21 protein-coding genes are annotated in these 18,751 nt (G+C 66.1%); 13 read left to right on the top strand and 8 right to left on the bottom strand.

All coding sequences use genetic code 11. The features are described 5' to 3' along the window. Window positions 1-22: 22 nt before the first annotated feature. Window positions 23-523, top strand: coding sequence for a pyridoxamine 5'-phosphate oxidase family protein (locus QOH60_RS22490; RefSeq protein ID WP_526424073.1), 501 nt, complete (start codon window positions 23-25; stop codon window positions 521-523). A gap of 10 nt (window positions 524-533) precedes the next feature. Here QOH60_RS22490 and QOH60_RS22485 read toward each other — a convergent pair whose 3' ends face one another. Beyond that, window positions 534-917 (bottom strand): nitroreductase family deazaflavin-dependent oxidoreductase, encoded by a 384-nt coding sequence (locus tag QOH60_RS22485; protein ID WP_526424072.1) that lies wholly within the window; start codon window positions 915-917, stop codon window positions 534-536. 22 nt (window positions 918-939) lie between these two features. Between QOH60_RS22485 and QOH60_RS22480 the strand changes: the two genes are divergently transcribed. Beyond that, entirely contained in the window at window positions 940-1,335 is a 396-nt protein-coding gene (locus QOH60_RS22480) for a nitroreductase/quinone reductase family protein (protein WP_526424071.1), read from the top strand. 117 nt (window positions 1,336-1,452) lie between these two features. On the opposite strand, the gene pknB is transcribed toward QOH60_RS22480, so the two are convergent. Together pknB and QOH60_RS22470 are read right to left on the bottom strand one after the other, a co-directional pair. After that, window positions 1,453-3,333 carry a Stk1 family PASTA domain-containing Ser/Thr kinase gene (gene pknB / locus QOH60_RS22475; protein WP_526424070.1) on the bottom strand — a complete coding sequence of 627 codons (1,881 nt, stop codon included), beginning with the start codon at window positions 3,331-3,333 and terminating at the stop codon, window positions 1,453-1,455. A 282-nt stretch (window positions 3,334-3,615) separates the two neighbouring features. Continuing rightward, window positions 3,616-4,176 carry a hypothetical protein gene (locus QOH60_RS22470; protein WP_526424069.1) on the bottom strand — a complete coding sequence of 187 codons (561 nt, stop codon included), beginning with the start codon at window positions 4,174-4,176 and terminating at the stop codon, window positions 3,616-3,618. A gap of 274 nt (window positions 4,177-4,450) precedes the next feature. Here QOH60_RS22470 and hemL point away from each other — a divergent pair, with 274 nt between their 5' ends. The 7 genes from hemL to QOH60_RS22435 all read left to right on the top strand — a co-directional run bounded on the left by hemL (window position 4,451) and on the right by QOH60_RS22435 (window position 11,601). Beyond that, a complete protein-coding gene (gene hemL / locus QOH60_RS22465) occupies window positions 4,451-5,794 on the top strand; it encodes a glutamate-1-semialdehyde 2,1-aminomutase (protein WP_526424068.1) in 1,344 nt (447 codons plus the stop codon). After that, complete coding sequence (locus tag QOH60_RS22460) at window positions 5,794-6,402, top strand: histidine phosphatase family protein (RefSeq protein ID WP_526424067.1); 609 nt, start codon at window positions 5,794-5,796, stop codon at window positions 6,400-6,402. Before hemL ends, QOH60_RS22460 begins: the two co-directional genes overlap by 1 nt. After that, window positions 6,399-7,010 carry a TlpA disulfide reductase family protein gene (locus QOH60_RS22455; RefSeq protein WP_526424066.1) on the top strand — a complete coding sequence of 204 codons (612 nt, stop codon included), beginning with the start codon at window positions 6,399-6,401 and terminating at the stop codon, window positions 7,008-7,010. The genes QOH60_RS22460 and QOH60_RS22455 overlap by 4 nt, the downstream gene beginning before the upstream one ends. Then, a complete protein-coding gene (locus tag QOH60_RS22450; RefSeq protein ID WP_526424065.1) occupies window positions 7,007-7,780 on the top strand; it encodes a cytochrome c biogenesis CcdA family protein in 774 nt (257 codons plus the stop codon). The genes QOH60_RS22455 and QOH60_RS22450 overlap by 4 nt, the downstream gene beginning before the upstream one ends. Before the next feature lie 5 nt (window positions 7,781-7,785). Next, on the top strand, window positions 7,786-9,354 hold the full coding sequence (gene resB, locus QOH60_RS22445) for a cytochrome c biogenesis protein ResB (RefSeq protein WP_526424159.1): 1,569 nt from the start codon (window positions 7,786-7,788) through the stop codon (window positions 9,352-9,354). Between the two features lie 16 nt (window positions 9,355-9,370). Then, the gene (gene ccsB, locus QOH60_RS22440) at window positions 9,371-10,345 is read left to right on the top strand and encodes a c-type cytochrome biogenesis protein CcsB (protein ID WP_526424064.1); all 975 of its coding nucleotides are present in this window, start codon (window positions 9,371-9,373) and stop codon (window positions 10,343-10,345) included. Between the two features lie 77 nt (window positions 10,346-10,422). Beyond that, entirely contained in the window at window positions 10,423-11,601 is a 1,179-nt protein-coding gene (locus tag QOH60_RS22435; protein ID WP_526424063.1) for a MinD/ParA family ATP-binding protein, read from the top strand. Here QOH60_RS22435 and QOH60_RS22430 read toward each other — a convergent pair. Then, entirely contained in the window at window positions 11,598-12,527 is a 930-nt protein-coding gene (locus QOH60_RS22430) for an IS5 family transposase (RefSeq protein WP_526424062.1), read from the bottom strand. The two genes, QOH60_RS22435 and QOH60_RS22430, sit on opposite strands and share 4 nt — an antisense overlap. Here QOH60_RS22430 and QOH60_RS22425 point away from each other — a divergent pair. Next, window positions 12,509-13,927: an RNA-guided endonuclease TnpB family protein gene (locus QOH60_RS22425; protein ID WP_526424061.1), complete on the top strand. Its 1,419-nt coding sequence runs from the start codon at window positions 12,509-12,511 to the stop codon at window positions 13,925-13,927. The two genes, QOH60_RS22430 and QOH60_RS22425, sit on opposite strands and share 19 nt — an antisense overlap. A 58-nt stretch (window positions 13,928-13,985) precedes the next feature. Here QOH60_RS22425 and QOH60_RS22420 read toward each other — a convergent pair whose 3' ends face one another. Further along, a complete protein-coding gene (locus QOH60_RS22420) occupies window positions 13,986-14,156 on the bottom strand; it encodes a hypothetical protein (protein WP_526424060.1) in 171 nt (56 codons plus the stop codon). Between the two features lie 123 nt (window positions 14,157-14,279). Between QOH60_RS22420 and QOH60_RS22415 the strand changes: the two genes are divergently transcribed. Continuing rightward, window positions 14,280-14,558 carry a DUF4229 domain-containing protein gene (locus tag QOH60_RS22415; RefSeq protein WP_526424158.1) on the top strand — a complete coding sequence of 93 codons (279 nt, stop codon included), beginning with the start codon at window positions 14,280-14,282 and terminating at the stop codon, window positions 14,556-14,558. On the opposite strand, the gene QOH60_RS22410 is transcribed toward QOH60_RS22415, so the two are convergent. After that, a complete protein-coding gene (locus tag QOH60_RS22410; RefSeq protein ID WP_526424059.1) occupies window positions 14,555-15,487 on the bottom strand; it encodes a catalase family peroxidase in 933 nt (310 codons plus the stop codon). The two genes, QOH60_RS22415 and QOH60_RS22410, sit on opposite strands and share 4 nt — an antisense overlap. 9 nt (window positions 15,488-15,496) lie before the next feature. After that, entirely contained in the window at window positions 15,497-16,369 is an 873-nt protein-coding gene (locus tag QOH60_RS22405; protein WP_526424058.1) for a 1,4-dihydroxy-2-naphthoate polyprenyltransferase, read from the bottom strand. Between the two features lie 62 nt (window positions 16,370-16,431). Here QOH60_RS22405 and QOH60_RS22400 point away from each other — a divergent pair, with 62 nt between their 5' ends. Both QOH60_RS22400 and QOH60_RS22395 read left to right on the top strand, forming a co-directional pair. Next, window positions 16,432-17,205 (top strand): S-methyl-5'-thioadenosine phosphorylase, encoded by a 774-nt coding sequence (locus QOH60_RS22400; protein ID WP_526424057.1) that lies wholly within the window; start codon window positions 16,432-16,434, stop codon window positions 17,203-17,205. Then, on the top strand, window positions 17,202-18,236 hold the full coding sequence (locus QOH60_RS22395; RefSeq protein ID WP_526424056.1) for an NAD-dependent epimerase/dehydratase family protein: 1,035 nt from the start codon (window positions 17,202-17,204) through the stop codon (window positions 18,234-18,236). The genes QOH60_RS22400 and QOH60_RS22395 overlap by 4 nt, the downstream gene beginning before the upstream one ends. Before the next feature lie 6 nt (window positions 18,237-18,242). Here QOH60_RS22395 and QOH60_RS22390 read toward each other — a convergent pair whose 3' ends face one another. Further along, on the bottom strand, window positions 18,243-18,677 hold the full coding sequence (locus QOH60_RS22390; protein WP_526424055.1) for a nitroreductase/quinone reductase family protein: 435 nt from the start codon (window positions 18,675-18,677) through the stop codon (window positions 18,243-18,245). Between the last annotated feature and the right edge of the window lie 74 nt (window positions 18,678-18,751).

Below are 18,751 nucleotides of genomic sequence, written 5' to 3'. Positions count from 1 at the left end.
GGGGTCGTCTACCGTCGGATGCGTGACACCGCTGGATCAGATCGCACCCGCCTTCATCGACATGGCTCATTCGATCGTGTGGGCGTCGGTCGCGACGGTCGACGGCGATGGCAGGCCGCGCTCGCGGATTCTCCATCCGATCTGGCAGTGGGACGGTACGGATGTCTTCGGGTGGATCGCCACGGCCCCGACCCCGATCAAGCGGTCACACCTCGGCGAAAATCCTTATGTCTCTGTGAATTACTGGACGACTACGCACGACACCTGCAGCGCCGACTGCCTCGTCGAGTGGTACTTCGACGACGAAACCCGCACGGCCGTATGGGACATGTTCTTGCACGGGCCGCCGCCCGTGCGCTACGACCCGGCGATCATCCCGGTGTGGCGTGACGGCCCGACCTGCGACGCGTTCGCCGCGCTACGCCTCACGCCGTACCGGCTGAGGGTGATGCCGGGCAGCGCGATGCTGACAGGCCAAGGGGAGACACTCAACTGGCATGGCTCACCCGCAGTGTCGACGTGACCGATTGCCATCAGTCGGCTCTTTTCAGGAGCACGGCGTACTCGAACGGCAGCCGCTTGAAGATCGGCCGCCACAACCCTTTCACGGAAGGCGCGGCGACCGCCTTGGCCATGACCCGCGGATCGGTCACGGTGAATGTCTTGCCGTAGCGCTGCATCCGGCCCTGCCCGACGGACGTCAGGTTCTTCAGCCAGTCGCGGTCGGGTCCGTAGGTCAACAGGATCGCGATCCCGTCGTCGGTGCCGAACACGTTGAGTGGCGTGCGGTACCGCTTCCCCGATCGGCGGCCGGTGTGTTCGAGGATGGCGAAGGCAGGTATCCAGCCGGCCCAGATGCGCTGCACGGGATTGGTCACGTGCCGGTTGAATCGGGCCAGCCATTGCGGTAACTGCATACGTCCCATCAAACTCGTGGCTATGGCCTACCTCAAGCCGCCGTGGTTCACCGCCAAGATCTTCAACAAGATCGCGATGGCCACCGGCATCTCCGATACCGAGACCCTCACCGTCAAGCGCCGCGGCAGCGGCGAGCCGCAGAAGATCCCCGTGTTGACTGTCGACGTCGACGGCACCAAGTACCTGGTGTCCACGCGAGGCGAGTCGCAATGGGTCAAGAACATGCGCGCCAATCCGCAGATCTCGATCGCCAACAAGAAGGGCACGACGAACTACGTCGCCCGCGAGATCCCGGTGGGTGAGCGGCCGCCCGTGATCGCCGTGTACAAGAAGAAGGGCGGCAAGGTTGTCGAGGGCTACTTCGAGAAGCTGCCCGACGACGCCGACCACCCCACCTTCGCGCTGACGACGGGATAGCACCGCCCATTACACCAGCCGGCCCAGCTTCTGGAGGTTGGCCTGATTTCGCCGGCGCGCGCTGCGCCTCGTCGGCGGTGTGCCACTGCTCGCGGTGTCGTGAGCATCGCGTTCGGGTCATTGGCCGAAGGTCAGGCTGATGTTGCCGTCTTTGCGGATGGGTGTGCCCGGTGGCGGATCTTGCCGTAGCACTTTGGCGCGGTTGTCGTCGCCGGCCGGTGTCTGGACGGTGTTGGCGGCGCCGGTCCATCCGAGACTTTGAAGCTGCGGCAACAGGTCGTCCCAGAATTGGCCGGTGATATCCGGCATGATGAACTGGTTTCCCTTGGACTCTCGTAGCCGGATGAGGTCGGTCTCCTTCGCGGACTGACCGGCGGTTGGCAGCGTGCCCACTACGGCGCCGGCTGGGTTGGGGCTATCGACCTGGACGTCGATGACATTGGTGAATCCGGCTGCGGTCAGCGTTGTTTTGGCTTGCTCGGCGCTTTGACCGGTGGTGTCTGGCACCTTGATGATCTCGGGTCCGGTGCCGACGAGCACAGATATTTCGAACGTGACCGGCGTGGGCTGGTCTGCTGGCGGATTGGTCCCGAGCACCTTGTCTTGCTGTTCGGGTGTCGACGGTGCAAACACCTGCTTGACGTTTCCGAAGCCGGCGGCGGTGAGCCGCCAAACGGCTTCCTGGTAGCTGAGCCGTTGCACGTCCGGCACCTGGCGTTGCTCTGGACCGATGGACACGTTGAGGGTGACCGTCGAGCCGGTCTCGGCGACGTCGCCCGCCTTGGGGTTAGTGCTGACCACTTGGTTGGGCGCCACCTGCGCGTCTGTGACGTGTTGAGTGCGGGTGTCGAATCCGGCTTTCTGGAGGGTGACTGTCGCGTCGTCTTCCGACATCTTCGCCACCTGCGGCACCTTGACCGTGCGGCTACCGCTGAACCATCGGGGGACGACGTTGATGAGCACGGCAATCGCGACGGTCAACGCCGCCAGCCCGGCCGCCACAAGGAGCCACCGTCGTACCGACGTCCCGCGGCGTCGGTCGGGTCCATCACCGCCTTGGGTGCGAGACGTGTCGTCGGTCCGCTGGTAGCGGCCTGCGACGGTAGCCGCTAGTAGTGACGTCCGCTCGGCGTCGGTGAGGACTTTGGGCGCTTTGGGGGATTCACGGTTGTACACGCGGATCAGGTCGGCGCGCATCTCGGCGGCGGTTTGGTAGCGGTTGTCGGGGTTTTTGGCTAGTGCTGTCAGTGCGACTGCGTCAAGTTCGGGGGTCACCTCAGAGTGCCTGTTTGATGGCGGTGCCGGGGCTTCGCGTACGTGTTGGTAGGCCACGGCCAGCGGGGAGGCACCGGCGAAAGGCGTTTGGCCCGTGAGGATTTCGTACAGCACGCATCCCAGCGAGTACACGTCGGAGCGGGCGTCGACGGTATCACCACGCGCTTGCTCGGGTGAGAGATACTGCGCTGTTCCGACCACGGTCGCTGTTTTAGTGGCGCCGGTGGTGTCGGTCAGCGCGCGGGCGATGCCGAAGTCCATTACTTTCACCGCGCCGGTGCGGCTGATCATGATGTTCGCCGGCTTGACGTCTCGGTGGATGATGCCGTGCTGGTGGCTGAAGTGCAGTCCCTGGCAGACGTCGGCGATGATCTCGATCGCTTTGCGGGGCGGGATCGGACCGTCGTTGTTCACGATGTCACGTAACGTGATTCCGTCGACGTACTCCATGACGATATACGGCAGTGGGCCGCTGGGTGTGTGCGCCTCGCCGGTGTCATAGACCGCGACGATGGCCGGGTGGTTCAGGGCAGCGGCGTTTTGGGCCTCCCGACGAAAACGCAGGTAGAAACTCGGGTTTCGTGCAAGATCCGCGCGCAGCACCTTAATGGCCACGTCGCGGTGCAGATGCAAGTCGCGCCCGAGATGTACCTCGGACATGCCGCCAAAGCCGAGGATCTCACCCAGTTCATAGCGGTCGGAGAGATGTGGTGGGGTCGTCATGCGAATTCTCATTAAGAGCGAGCGGGGTGGTGGCAGCGCCGAGCTGAACGAGTCGCGGGCGCTGAATGGGCCAACGTCGCCGTGGCGGCTTCATCACCGAGGCGCGCAGTCTTATTAATTACTTATATAAATTGGCGGCGCTTGCGTTACAGCGTTGCGTCCCACGCCGGGGCGCAGTTGAGCCTGGATCAGGAACGGCGCGAGAACACCGGCTGGCGAGAAGATTCACCGCCCGCACCCCGGGTGGGGCACGGGCGGTGACATTGGGTCAAGCGTCTCGACTTACAGTCCCCCGAGGATCGCCAGAATCTGGTTAAGCAGGTTCACGATTGCATCCACAGGACCATTTAGCCCACCGGCCAGGCTGCACAACAGTTGGCCGAGGATCCCACCGCTCGGGTCCGCCGTGACGTTGAGGGTGACCTGGTCGAGATGTACGTTCAGGCCCAACAGGCTCAAGTCGAGCGGCCCCAGCACGAGGTTAAGGACCTGACAGGTTGCCTGCAGGTCGGCCACGGGCATCGAAACGGGCTGTGAGACGTCCTGGGAGGTGTTTTGTCCTTGGCCAGGGTTGATGAGTTTCCCGGTAAGTAATCCATCAACAGCGACACCCTTTGGCGCCGACGAATCAGCCTTCGAACTTTTCGCAGTGAACTGACCGTTGAATTTCGCTCCGTCGGTGCCGGTGCCCGTCACCTTGACAACGTTTGTGTTGTTGCCCTTGCCGGGTGGTGGCGCACCGGTCGCGGTGCTCGCCGCGAGACCTCCGGTGAGAGTGATCATCGCGACGCTCATAAGCAAGACGAGCAACCTCAGGCTCGCCTTCTTTGTGGTAGTTCCCATGAACCAGCTCCTTTTCAGTCGGGAAGCAGTTGTCCGGAGCCCCCCGACAAGTGACTGAAACTCGTTCCGGAGACAGGAAACGGCCTGCCCGCGCTCGAAAGCGCCCACTACTTCCGCGGGGACGCATACCCGTGATGGTGGTATGTAACCCGAACCAACGAATCTTTTGACGAGGACGTCAATCATCAAAGGCGCTAATTGCCCTCGGCGATCGCACTAAGCGCCACTACACCCTGTAGTCGAGGTCCGCGCGCGGGCTGGGACACTTAGCACCATGTCCAGCGCGCAGCGGATTTCCGGCGATGACGACACCTCGCGCACCGCGACGTCCGCCGGACTGTTCGCGTTGGCCTCATTGGTGATACCCGGCGGCGTGAACTCGCCGGTGCGGGCGTTCACGTCAGTGGGCGGCACACCGCGGTTCATCACGTCGGCGCGCGGATACTGGCTGGTCGACGCCGACCGCAACCGCTACGTCGACCTGGTCTGCTCGTGGGGCCCGATGATCCTCGGCCACGCCCACCCCGCCGTTGTCGAGGCCGTTCAGAAGGCGGCTGCAACGGGCCTGTCGTTCGGTGCACCGACACCCGCGGAGACCGATCTCGCCGTCGAGATCAGCCGTCGGGTGCCGCCCGCCGAACGCGTGCGGCTGGTCAACTCCGGGACCGAAGCCACGATGAGCGCGGTGCGCCTGGCCCGCGGGTTCACCGGCCGGCCGAAGATCGTCAAGTTCGCCGGGTGCTACCACGGACACGTCGACTCCCTGCTGGCCGAGGCGGGTTCGGGCGTCGCCACCCTGGGGCTGCCGTCGTCGCCCGGCGTCACCGGCGCCACTGCGGCGGACACAATTGTGCTGCCCTACAACGACGTTGGTGCCGTGCACCAGACGTTCGACAAGTTCGGCGACCAGATCGCCGCGATCATCACCGAAGCATGCCCGGGCAACATGGGAACTGTCGCACCAGAACCCGGCTTCAACGCCGCGCTGCGCAAGATCACCGAGGACGCCGGCTCGTTGTTGATCAGCGACGAGGTGATGACCGGTTTCCGCGTCAGCCCGTCGGGCTGGTTCGGCCTGGAGCCCGTGGTCGCGGACCTGTACACCTTCGGCAAGGTGATGAGCGGCGGGCTTCCGGCCGCGGCGTTCGGCGGCCGCGCCGAGGTCATGGACCGTCTGGCGCCGCTGGGTCCGGTGTATCAGGCCGGAACGTTGTCGGGAAATCCCGTCGCTGTCGCGGCGGGGCTTGCCACGCTGCGCGCGGCCGACGACGACGTCTATCAAGCACTGAATCGCAACGCGGACCGGATTGCCGACATGCTTCACACCGCGTTAGCGGATGCCGGTGTGCCGCATGCCATTCCGCAGGCGGGTAATTTCTTCTCCGTCTTCTTCGGCGATCGTCCAGTGACTGACTTCGCGTCGGCGAAGGGCAGCCAGACCTGGCGGTACCCACCGTTCTTCCATGCGCTTCTGGACGGCGGAATCTATCCGCCACCGAGCCCCTTCGAAACTTGGTTCGTCTCAGCTGCTTTGGATGAAGAGGCGTTCGACCGTATCGACGCCGCCCTTCCCGCCGCCGCGGCAGCCGCCGCGAGAGCCTCGCGACCGGGGGAGTGATGGCCGAGACCACGATCGTGCATGTCATCCGCCACGGTGAGGTGCACAACCCCGAAAAGATCCTGTACGGCCGACTGCCTGGTTACCACCTGTCCGACAAGGGCCGTACGCAGGCCGAAGCCGTCGCGCAGGCGCTCGCCGACAACGACATCGTCCTCGTCGCCGCATCGCCGATGCAGCGGGCGCAGGAGACGGCGGCACCGATCGCCGCCAGCCACGGTCTGGAGGTCACCACCGACCCCGACCTCATCGAGTCCGCCAATTTCTTTGAAGGAAGACGCATTTCACCCGGCGACGGTGCATGGCGCGATCCGAAGGTGTGGTGGATGCTGCGCAACCCGTTCCGGCCGTCCTGGGGCGAGCCGTACAAGGAGATCGCCGCGCGCATGGCCACGGCGGTCGACAAGGCTCGCGCGAAGGCGGCCGGGCACGAGGCGGTGTGCGTGAGTCATCAACTGCCGGTGGAGATCTTGCGGCGCTATCTCGAAGAAAAACGGCTCCCGCACGACCCGCGTCGACGTCGCTGCAACCTCGCGTCGCTGACCTCGTTCGTCTACGACGGCGACCGCCTCGCCGACATCCGCTATGAGGAGCCCGCCGGGAGATGATCGTGCGGCGCCTGCTCGCGTTGGCTGCGTTGGTGACAGTCGTCCTCACGGGCTGTGCCACCGGCGCCGACGCGGTGGCGCAGGGCGGCACGTTCGAATTCGTCGCGCCCGGGGGCAAGACCGACATCTACTATGACCCACCCCAAAGCCGTGGACGCCCAGGGAAATTGGCGGGTCCTAACCTGACGGATCCCGCCAAGACCGTTTCACTCGACGACTTCGCCGGCAAGGTCGTCGTCGTCAACATCTGGGGCCAGTGGTGTGGTCCGTGCCGTTCGGAAGTCGCCAAGCTGCAGCAGGTTTACGACGCAACGCGTGGCGAGGGCGTCGAGTTCCTCGGTATCGACGTGCGGGACAACAACCGCGACGCCGCAGAGGATTTCGTGGTCGACCGCAAGATCACCTACCCGTCGATCTACGACCCCGCGATGCGCACGATGATCGCATTCGGCGGCAGATTCCCCACGACCGTGATCCCGTCCACCCTGGTGCTCGACCGCCAGCATCGCGTGGCGGCAGTGTTTCTCCGCGAACTGTCCGTCGACGACGTGATGCCCGTCGTGCATCGGCTGGTCGCCGAGCGGCCGGCCACGCCGGTACCGCAGTGACCGGTTTCACCCACCTCGCCGCCGCCGGCCCGCTCGTCGTAGCCGTCGGGATTTCCATTGTGGCCGGGGTGGTTTCGTTCGCATCGCCGTGCGTGGTGCCGCTGGTGCCCGGCTATCTCTCGTATCTGGCTGCCGTGGTCGGCGTCGACGACGAGCCGCAGGGTGATGTCGCGGTGCGCACTGGGCGCTGGCGCGTGGTCGGCTCGGCCGCACTGTTTGTCGCCGGGTTCACCGTGGTGTTTGTGCTCGGTACCGTCGCTGTGCTGGGAATGACGACGACGTTGCTCGCCAATCAGCTTCTGCTGGAACGCATTGGCGGCGTGTTGACGATCCTGATGGGCCTGGTCTTCGTCGGCTTCATCCCCGCGCTGCAGCGTGAGGCGCGGTTCACCCCGCGTCAGCTGTCGACTCTGGCCGGTGCGCCACTTCTCGGTGCTGTCTTCGGGCTCGGGTGGACGCCGTGCCTCGGCCCGACGCTTACCGGAGTGATCGCGGTCGCATCGGCTTCCGACGGCGCGAGCATCGCACGTGGAGTGCTGCTGGTGATCGCGTACTGCATGGGTCTGGGTATCCCGTTCGTGCTGTTGGCTTTTGGGTCGGCGTGGGCGGTCAACGGCCTCGGCTGGCTGCGCCGGCACACCCGGGCGATCCAGATCTTCGGCGGCGTGCTGTTGATCGCCGTCGGCGTCGCGCTGGTCACCGGGTTGTGGAATGAGTTCATCTCGTGGGTGCGTGACGCATTCGTGACGGATGCGACCCTGCCGATATGACGCGAATGCTCGCCTGGACTCGCAACACCTGGCGTGCCCTGACGTCGATGGGCACGGCGCTGGCACTGCTGTTCCTGTTGGCGCTCGGTGCGATCCCAGGCGCGCTGCTGCCGCAACGCAGCCTCAACGAGGCGAAGGTCACCGAGTACCTGATCGAACACCCGCGGACGGGACCGTGGCTGGACCGCCTGCAGATGTTCGATGTGTTCTCCAGCTTCTGGTTCACCGCAATCTACGCGTTGCTGTTCATATCGCTGGTCGGTTGCCTCCTACCGCGGATGATCGACCACATCCGCAGCCTGCGTGCGAAACCCGTTGCCGCGCCCCGGAAGTTGTCGCGCCTTCCCAAGCACACAGAGCGGGAGGTCAGCGGCGAACCGGCGGCACTCGCCGAAACCATCTCCGGGCGGCTGACAGGGTGGCGCCGGGTCACCCGTGAAGACGACGGTGTCATCGAAGTCTCTGCCGAGAAGGGCTATTTGCGCGAGTTCGGCAACCTCGTGTTCCACTTCTCGCTGCTGGGATTGCTGGTGGCGGTGGCCGTCGGAAAGCTGTTCGGCTACGAGGGCAACGTGATCGTCATCGCCGATGGGGGACCTGGCTTCTGCTCGGCGTCGCCTGCCGCGTTCGACTCGTTCCGCGCCGGCAACACCGTCGACGGCACGTCGCTGAATCCGATCTGCCTGCGTGTCAACGACTTCGACGCGCGCTACCTACCGTCCGGCCAGGCCACCTCTTTCGCAGCGAACATCGACTACCAGGCCGGCGACGACCTCGCCGCCGGCAGTTGGCGGCCCTACCGGCTCGAGGTCAACCATCCACTTCGCGTGGGTGGCGACCGCGTCTACCTTCAGGGCCACGGCTACGCACCGACGTTCACCGTGACGTTCCCCGGCGGGCAGACGCGCACGGCCACCGTGCAATGGCGTCCCGAGGATCCGCGCACGCTTCTGTCGTCGGGCGTCGTGCGGATCGACCCTCCCGGGGGCACCTATCCCAACGCCGTCGAACGCCGCAAGAACCAGATCGCAATCGAAGGACTGTTCGCACCGACCGAACAACTCGACGGAAAGCTGCTCTCCTCGAGCTTTCCCGCTCTGAACAACCCCGCGGTCGCCATCGACATCTACCGCGGCGACACGGGCCTGGACACCGGGCGCCCGCAATCGCTGTTCAGCCTCGACCGGCGGCTGATCGAGCAGGGCCGGCTCACCAAGCTGGCCCGGGTGAACCTGCGCGCGGGTGAGACGGTCCGGCTCGACGACGGCACGATCGTGCGGTTCGACGGCGCCGTGCCGTTCGTCAACGTCCAGGTTTCCCACGACCCGGGCCAGATCTGGGTGCTGGTGTTCGCGATGACGATGATGGCCGGGTTGTTGGTGTCCCTGGTGATCCGGCGGCGCCGGATATGGGTCCGGCTGACGGCAGCCGACGGCGCCGGTACGGTAAACGTCGAGCTAGGCGGCCTTGCCCGGACCGACAACTCGGGGTGGGGTGACGAGTTCGAGCGGCTGACGCAGCGGTTGCTGGCCGACATCGGCACGGCCGCCGAGCAGACAAAGGAGAAGGTCTAGTGAAGGCGGATCGCGCGTGAATACCGAGCACGTCGACATCGGGCTGGCGCGGCTCTCGGACTGGGCGTTCACGTCGTCGATTGTCGTGCTCGTCCTTGCGCTGCTCCTGCTCGCAGTCGAGCTGGCCTACACCCGCAGCCGCAAGGTCGCCGAGCGCGAGTTGGTTGGTGCCGGGGTGGCCGCCGACAGCGCCACGCCCGGGATCGTCGTCGAGACTCCGCCGCGCTCGCTTGACGAGCGACTGGGCCGGGCGGGTCTCGGCCTGGTCTATGTGGGAATCGGTCTGCTGCTGGCATGCATCGTGTTGCGCGGTGTCGCGACGATGCGCGCGCCCTGGGGCAACATGTACGAGTTCATCAACCTGACGTGTCTGTCCGGGTTGGTCGCGGCCGCCGTGGTGTTGCGGCGCTCACAACTGCGACGGCTGTGGGTGTTCGTGCTACTGCCGGTGTTGATCCTGCTGACGGTATCGGGACGCTGGCTCTATACCAATGCGGCGCCCGTGATGCCGGCACTGCAGTCCTATTGGCTGCCGATCCATGTTTCGGTGGTCAGCCTGGGCTCAGGCGTGTTCCTGGTCGCGGGCGTTGCAAGCATCTTGTTCCTGGTCAAGATGTCCCGATTCGGCGACCCGGCCGCGCAAGGGTCCCTCGCACGCATCGTGCAACGGCTGCCCGACGCACAGACACTCGACCGGATTGCTTATCGCACAACGATATTCGCGTTCCCTGTGTTCGGGTTCGGGGTGATCTTCGGCGCGATCTGGGCCGAGGAGGCATGGGGCCGTTACTGGGGATGGGACCCGAAGGAGACCGTCTCCTTCATCGCGTGGGTGATCTACGCGTCTTACCTGCACGCGCGGTCGACCGCGGGGTGGCGTGACAAAAAAGCGGCGTGGATCAACGTCGTTGGTTTCGTCGCGATGGTTTTCAATCTGTTCTTCATCAACCTCGTGACAGTGGGACTGCACTCGTACGCCGGAGTTGGGTAGCGACTAGTGTCGATCGGGTAACCGATACAACGCGATGAGCACGCACGCGAAGAGTCAATAGTCCAGGGGGACAACGGGTGCCTGACGGGTTCGATACCGGCGGATTTCGAGCGCAGCAGCGATTCAACGACGCACCGGAAGCGCAAGCGCCACCACCACCGCCGGCGGCCCCGGCCCCAGCAAACGGCAGGCACATAGCGCCACCGCCGGATTGGACCGCGAATACGCCGCCTCTGGGTTTTCCGCAACCGGCCGCGGAAGCGCAACAGGCCGCGGAGCCGCAACCGGCTGCGGGGCCGCCACCCGCGGTGCCGCCGTCGTCGCGGGATCTGTCGACCTCGGCGCTGCTGCGTCAGGTGCAGCCTCCCCCTTCGGAGGGCTGGCGCAAATGGCTCTATCTCGCGTCTTTCAAGCTCATCAACCTCGGGGAGAGCCCGCGCGTCACCCACCACAACAACCTCCTCGGCCAGGTCAACCAGCCGTTGCAGGGCTGCTACCGGATCGCTCTGCTGTCGCTGAAGGGCGGCGTGGGCAAGACGACGATCACGGCGACGCTGGGTGCGACGTTCGCATCCGTCCGCGGTGACAGGGTGGTCGCCGTCGACGCCAACCCGGATCGCGGGACGCTGAGCCAGAAGGTGCCGATGGAGACCGCGGCCACGGTGCGCCACCTACTGCGCGACGCGGAGGGCATCGACCGCTACAGCGACGTGCGCAGCTACACGTCGCAGGGACCGAGCCGGCTCGAGGTGCTGGCGTCGGAAAGCGACCCGGCGGTGTCTGAGGCTTTCAGCTCTGAGGATTACAGCAAAACGCTCGATATCCTCGAACGCTTCTACAGCCTCGTGCTGACCGACTGCGGCACGGGACTGATGCATTCGGCAATGGCGGCCGTGCTCTCCAAGGCGGACGTGCTGATCGTCATCAGTTCGGGATCGGTCGATGGCGCGCGCAGTGCGTCGGCGACGCTGGACTGGCTGGACGCCCATGGCCACCAGGAGTTGGTGCGCAATGCGATCGCGGTGATCAACGCGGTGCGGCCGCGCTCAGGCAAAGTCGACATGAACAAGGTCGTCGACCACTTCAGCCGGCGCTGCCGCGGGGTTCGCCTTGTGCCGTTCGACCCTCACCTCGAAGAGGGGGCCGAGATCAGCCTCGATCGAATGAAGCGCGAAACCCGGGATGCTCTGATCGAGCTGGCTGCGGTGGTGGCCGACGGCTTTCCGGGCGCGGACCGGCGCAATGCGTTTATCTAAAGCGTGTCGAACAAGTGGCTGCGGTCGAGTCTTCTGAGTAGTAGGGCGATTTGGCTGAGGTAGACGGAGCCTTCGTGCGCGGCGAGGGTTACTTCGTAGTGCCGGTCGATGCGGCGGCAGTGGTTGATCCAGCCGTTGGTGCGTTCGACCACCCAGCGGCGGGGTTGAACTATGAAGCCGCAGCCCGGTTTCGGCCCGGATACCACATCCACCGTGACACCGGCCTGCGCGGCGGCGATGGTGACGGCCTGGCCGGTGTAGCCCTTGTCCACCCACACGTGGCTGATGGTTGGTGCGATGCGTTTGGCCTTGCGCAGCAGCGTGGGGATTGCGGCCCGGTCCTGCACGTCGGCCGCGGTGACGACGGCGGCGACCAGGACGCCGGCAGAATCGACTAGCACGTGCCGTTTGACGCCGTCGACCTTCTTGGCGCCGTCGAAGCCGCGCGGCCCGGTCACCGGGGACGCCTTGACACTGGAGGAATCGACGACGGCCGCGGTGGGTCGGCTACGTCGACCCGAGCGGGTGCGGACCTCGCCGCGGACCGTGGTAAGGATTGGAGCCCAGGTGCCGGTGCGGCACCAGCGCAGGAAATGTTTGTGCGCGGCCGACCAGGACACGGTGAAGTCGTGCGGCAGGTGTCGCCACGCACATCCGGTGCGCAGCACGTACAGCATGGCGTCGAGGTATTCGCGCCAGCGGTGTGGTGGGCAAGGTCGCCCGCCCCCGCGGTGCTTGGGGACAAGGAAGCGGGCGATACGCGCCCAGGCGGTGTCGGACAGATCGGAGCGGTACCGGCGCCGATGACCGAATTTCGGGTCACATGACTGTCGATGGTGATCAAAGGGTCCGACACCTCGCCGCTGGCCAGGACTTCTGTCGGCGGGTTGTGCGACGCTGATGGGTGATGAGCCGGCACACCACATTCCGCTACTGTCTGGACCCCACGGTCGAGCAGGGCGAGGTGCTGTCCCGGCATGCCGGGGCGTCGCGGTTCGCGTTCAATCAGTGCCTGCGGATAGTGAAAACCGCGCTCACCCACCGCAAGATCGATCCGGGCGTCGAGGTGGCGTGGACGGGGTTTAATCTGATCAATGCGTTCAACGCGTGGAAGATGACCGAGGCCGCTGGCCGGGTCTTCACTGTCGATGCCGATGGCGTGGCCGACATCATGGTGACCGGCTTGTCGTGGCGGCGCGAGGTGTGTCAGCAGGTATTCGAGGAAGCCGCTGTCAACCTTGGCAAGGGCCTGAAATCGTGGTCGGATTCCCGCTCGGGCAAGCGCACAGGCCGCCGCGTCGGGTTCCCCCGGTTCAAGAAGAAGACCCAGGCTATTCCGTCGTTTCGACTGCGCAACAAGCACCCCAAAGGCAAGCCCGCAGCCATCCGCGTCGGCGACAACAGGGCCCGGTCGGTCACGCTGCCTGGCATCGGGGTGATCGGGGTGCATGACGACACCCGCCGGCTGCGGCGCATGCTCACCAAGAACCGCGCGAAAATCCTGTTCGCCACCATCAGCCACCACGGTGGCCGGTGGTGGATCGCGCTGAACGTCCAGGCCGCCGAGCTACACGCCAACCATCAGCACCGCCCGAATGATGACGACGGCTGGGTGGGTGTGGACCGGGGGCTGTCGGCGTTCCTGGTGGCCGCCACCGCCAACGGTACCGAGGTTGCCCGCATCAGCGAGGCGCCCAAAGCGCTCGCCACCGGACTCAAACGGCAGCGACGGTTGTCGAAGTCGTTGTCCCGCAAGAAGAAAGGATCACACCACCGTAAGGATGCCGCTGCCCGGCTGGGCCGCCATCATCACCGTGTCGCCAATGTGCGCCTCCATTTCCTGCACCAGGTATCCAACGAGTTGGTCAAGACCCACGACCGGCTCGTCATCGAAAACCTCAACGTGGCGGGAATGCTGGCCAATCACCACCTAGCTCAGGCTATCTCGGATGCCGGCTGGTCGGAGTTCGCCCGACTGCTCACTTACAAGCAGGCCTGGCGCGGTGGGCGGCTGGTCGAAGCCGACCGTTGGTACCCCTCGACCCGGCTGTGCCCCCAATGCGGAGCTGTCAACGGCGCGCTGACGCTGGCCGACCGGGTGTTCACCTGTGGTTGCGGGCATCGCGCCGACAGAGATACCAACGCCGCGGTGAATCTGGCCCGCTGGGGCCACACCCACCACGACTCCCATCGACCCCCGGACCCCCAAGCAGGAGGCCGGGCCACCAATGTCCGCCGACGGGACGGCGCTGGCCAACACCCTTGTGTTGGTGAAACCAGCCCGGATGACGCGGGAACCGACGTTCTCACCGCACCTGCGGCCTGAACCGACGAACGCCCGAGCAGGGCGGTGTCGAACACTCAGTCGAGTTGTTCGACACGCTTTAGTTCTTTGTTTGGTCGTCGCCGCGACCGAGGCGCCAGAGGAACTCCGGATCGTCGTCGGGCCCGATGACCCGGCTCTTGGGCCGGGCGTTGCGAGCAACGTTGCGCAGCCGCCAGACGACATAGACCAGCGCGGCAAGAATCAACAGAACGACGAACAGGTATGTCACCGGCGCGAACACCTCCTTAAATCAAATATACGCGCGCGTTAGGCTCGGGCCGTGGGCAGCGATGAGCCGCTTGCGCGAAAAGCAGATGACGACGAGCCACCGGAAAGGGCCTCGCGGCCAAGCATGCTGCGCGATGTCGGGGCGTACGCCGTCGCGCGGCTGCTGCTCGCCGTCGGTCTCGCCGCGCTGATCTACGGCGTCTTCCGCCTCGCCGGCGTCCACGATTTCCCGATCTATCTCGCGGTGGCATTCGCGATCGTGATCGCGTTTCCCCTGGGTATGTGGATCTTCGGTTCTCTGCGCCAACGCGCCACTGCGAGTATCGCCGCCGTTGACGAACGCCGCCGCCGTGACCGCGAGCGGCTGCAGGCGCGACTGCGCGGTGAGACCCCGCCGGATTAGGGCGACGGCGGCGCCTCGGCCCCACGGTCCACGCCGGTTCGCAGCTTGACTGACGCCGAGTAGGCATTCGTTCGGAACCGTAGAACCGGGTCGTCCGACGGCTCGATGCCGTCGGTGACCCGCATGGGGTCGAATACGACTATGTCGCCGCCTTTTTCGCGCTCGGTGTCGATCGCGGTGATGTCGAGCGTTCCTACGGTGACCATGGTCTTGCTGTTCCATGGCGCCGACGGGTCCACGGTCGAGTCGTTCGGCCCGGCAAGCTGCACGCGGTAGTAGAACCGCACCGGACCATCGGCCAGGCGGCTTGAGAGTTCGTCGGTGAGGAAGTCGGGAACTTTCGACCTCGCGGCACGCAGATGAAGGTAGTGTTCGCCGGCCGCCGGAATCATGTGGTAGCGAACAAACTTGGACCCTCCGGCAGCGTCGAGCCAGCGGAATGCGTGCAGGCCGTAATATCTCTCCGTGGCGTAACTGGCGGGTACCTTGGGCAAACCGCCCCTGACGAGGGCGATCGGCAACTTGGGTTGTGTCACAAGCAATTTGGTGACACGGATCGGCGTCGCGAAGCTCGGCTGCATCGCTCGCATCAGATCGACGAAGCCGTCGGGCGTACTAACAGGGAACAACTTGGCCGTCTGCGTCGACACGTCTGTCGTCGACCCGTTCGGCAAAGTGAACTTGACCGTCATGCCGCGGATGCCTGGTGCCCCGTCGCGCTGTTTTGGCCGTCCCGATCCGTTCGAGAACCTGATCAGTATCGGCACGGGCGAGCCGTCCAGGTGCGCGGCTCTGGAGAGCGTTCGTGCCTCGGGGGTCGCGGTGAACTCGCCGCGGTACAGCGTGCCCTTGGCGTGCAACGCGCGAAATCCCGGCTGCGCGCCGCCGGTCTCGCGGATCGCCTCGATCGCGTCGTCAGGGGTAATCACAATGGCCTCCTAATTGCCGAGTCCCAGGGCCAGCGCGACGGCCACCGACCACACCAGCATTGTGAGCCCGGTGTCGCGCAGCACGGGGATCAACTCAGGTCCCACGCGGCCGCGCCGCACCGGCATGGCCGCCCGCACTGCGAGCGGAAGCGCCACGAAACCGATTGCACACCACGGTGTTGCCGTGACCAAGCCCAGCGTCGCGAGCCCTGCGATCCCGAGCATCGCCAGGTAGAGCCGCCGCGTCCGTGCGTCGCCGAGCCGGACGGCCAGCGTCACCTTGCCGCTGGTGGTGTCTGTGGGGATGTCGCGCAGATTGTTGGCCACCAGTACCGCCGACGACAGCGAGCCCGTCGCCACCGCGAGTACGGCCCCCACCCAGTCGATGCGAAGCGCCTGCACATACTGCGTGCCGAGCACTGCGACGAGCCCGAAGAACACGAACACCGCGACCTCGCCGAGCCCGTGATAGCCGTACGGCCGGGGCCCGCCCGTGTACAGCCACGCCCCGACGATGCACAGCCCGCCGACGGCAATCAGCCAGGGTTGACTGACGAGCGCGAGCACCACACCGGCAACCGCCGCGACCGTCAGGCTCGCGACAGCCGCGGCGAGCACCGACCGCGGTGCGGCAAGCCGCGACCCGACGAGTCGGACCGGGCCTGCCCGCTCGTCGTCGGTGCCGCGTATGCCGTCGGAGTAATCGTTGGCGAAGTTGACTCCGACGACCATCGCGACCGCCACCACCAACGCGAGCAGCGTCTTCCACCACACCGCCGAATGCAGCCACGCCGCCGCTCCGGTGCCGGCGATCACCGGGGCTATGGCGTTCGGCAACGTGCGCGGCCTGGCGCCTTCGATCCACTGCGCCACACTGGCCACGACTCAAATCGTTGCATGCCCCACAATGGGCGAGTTATCCAGCGGACGCGAGGGGGCATGCATTGCTCGGGGTCATCGGCGGCAGCGGCTTTTACACCTTCTTCGACGATGGCGCCCGCAGCGTAGAGGTGGAGACGCCGTATGGAGCGCCGAGCGCTCCAATCACGATCGGCCCCGTCGGCGAGCACGAGGTCGCGTTCGTGCCCCGTCACGGCGTCCGTCACGAGTTCTCGCCGCACGTGGTGCCGTACCGCGCGAACATGTGGGCGTTGCGCGGCCTGGGTGTCCGCCGGATCTTCGGGCCGTGCGCGGTCGGTAGTCTGACCGCCGACCTCGGCCCGGGTGCCACGGTGGTGCCCGACCAGCTGGTCGATCGCACCTCGGGCCGCCAGGACACCTACTTCGATGCCGGTGGCATCCACGTCGGATTCGCCGATCCGTACTGCCCGACGTTGCGGTCGGCGGCACTGGCACCAGGCGTCGTCGACGGCGGCACGATGGTGGTGATCCAGGGGCCGCGCTTCTCCACTCGTGCCGAGAGCCGATGGTTCGCCGGTCAGGGGTTCACCCTGGTCAACATGACTGGCTATCCGGAGGCGGTGCTGGCCCGCGAACTCGAAATGTGTTATGCCGCAATTGCTCTCGTGACCGACTTGGACGCGGGCATCGACGTCGGTGGTGGTGTGCGGGCCGTCGACGTGTTCGCCGAGTTCGAACGTAACCTCGGCCCGTTCAAGCAGGTGGTGCGCGACGCGATCGCGGCGGTGGCAACCGAACGCACCTGCACGCACTGCCTCGCCCATGAGGGTGTCGAGTTGCCGTTCGACCTGCCGTGAGGGTGCTGCTGACTGGCGCGGCGGGCTTCATCGGCGCGCGAGTGGCCCGCGCGTTGGAGGGCGACGGGCACGAGGTCGTCGGTGTCGACGTGATGTTGCCCGCGGCCCACGGTCCCGGCGCCGAGGCCCCGCCGGGCTGCCACGTCGTCGACGTGCGCGACGGCGACGCACTCGCCCCGCTGCTCGCTGGTGTCGACGTGGTCTGCCATCAGGCCGCCATGGTCGGGGCGGGCGTGAACGCGGCCGACGCGCCGGCATACGGCGGTCACAACGACTACGCGACGACGGTGCTGCTGGCGCAGATGTATGCCGCGGGGTGCCGACGCCTGGTGCTGGCCTCGTCGATGGTGGTCTACGGGCAGGGTCGCTACGGCTGCCCCGTCCACGGGCTCGTGGATCCGGTGCCGCGACGCCGCGAGGACCTCGACGCCGGAATCTTCGAGCACAGGTGCCCGGTCGGTGGTGAAGAGCTGCAGTGGCGGCTGGTTGGCGAGGACGCGCCGTTGCGGCCACGCAGCCTGTACGCGGCGAGCAAGACCGCGCAGGAGCACTACACGCTCGCGTGGAGTGAAGCCGCGCAGGGCTCGGTGGTTGCGCTGCGGTACCACAACGTTTACGGCCCGGGGATGCCCCGAGACACGCCGTACTCCGGCGTAGCGGCGATCTTCCGGTCGGCGCTTGAAAAGGGCGATGCACCAAAGGTTTTCGAAGACGGCGGCCAGATGCGCGACTTCGTGCACGTCGACGACGTCGCCGCCGCCAACGTGGCGGCCGTCAACCGCGTGGGGCCCCCGGAGTTTCTGGCCGCGAATGTCTGCTCTGGACAGCCGATTTCGATTGGTGACGTCGCGGGCGAACTTTGGCAGGCCGCCGGCGGTCCGCCGCCGGAGGTCACCGGCCAGTACCGCAACGGCGACGTCCGGCATATCGTCGCCGACCCCGCGGGTGCCCGCGAGACGCTGGGATTCAGCGCAAGCATCAGCCCGTCGAAGGGGCTCAAAGAGTTCGCCACCGCGCCGCTGCGCGGTTAGCGGCCCCTAGTCGGCGTAGGTGATCCGCACTGAGATCGGGTCGCTCTCCATCGCGCGCATCGCCAGTGCGGTCGCAGCCGCGGATACCTTGCCGCCGGCGAAGCTGCGCGCCCGTGCCCGCACGTCGTCGTCCGGCTGGAACTCTGCGGTCCCGGTGCGCCACTGTTCACCTACCCGCACCCGAACCCGCGGGTCGGCGTCGATGTTGTGCGCCCACCCTGCGCGATGACCGTGCTGCGAAATCACCCAGACGCCGTCGGCGTCCGCGCTGCCTGTCAGCGGCACCCGACGCGGCTCGCCCGACTTGCGGCCGGTGGTCTCCAACTCGACCACCAGTGCCGACCGAATACCGCGCCGATCCAGCGCCGCAACCAGCGGATTCATCACCGTCCGGCCCACCCGCCGCTCGAACTTGAACTTGCGCAATCCCGCCTTGGCCATCGCCGTCCCTTCCGGAGCTCAATAAGTTAGCGACGTTACTAGAAAGATTACTCAACAACAACCCTCGTTGAGCC

This window comes from Mycobacterium sp. (genome assembly GCF_032159765.1).
In the GTDB taxonomy this organism is placed as follows: Bacteria; Actinomycetota; Actinomycetes; order Mycobacteriales; family Mycobacteriaceae; genus Mycobacterium.
Note: the sequence above shows the minus strand (reverse complement) of the source record. Positions and strands in the feature narration are given on the sequence as shown.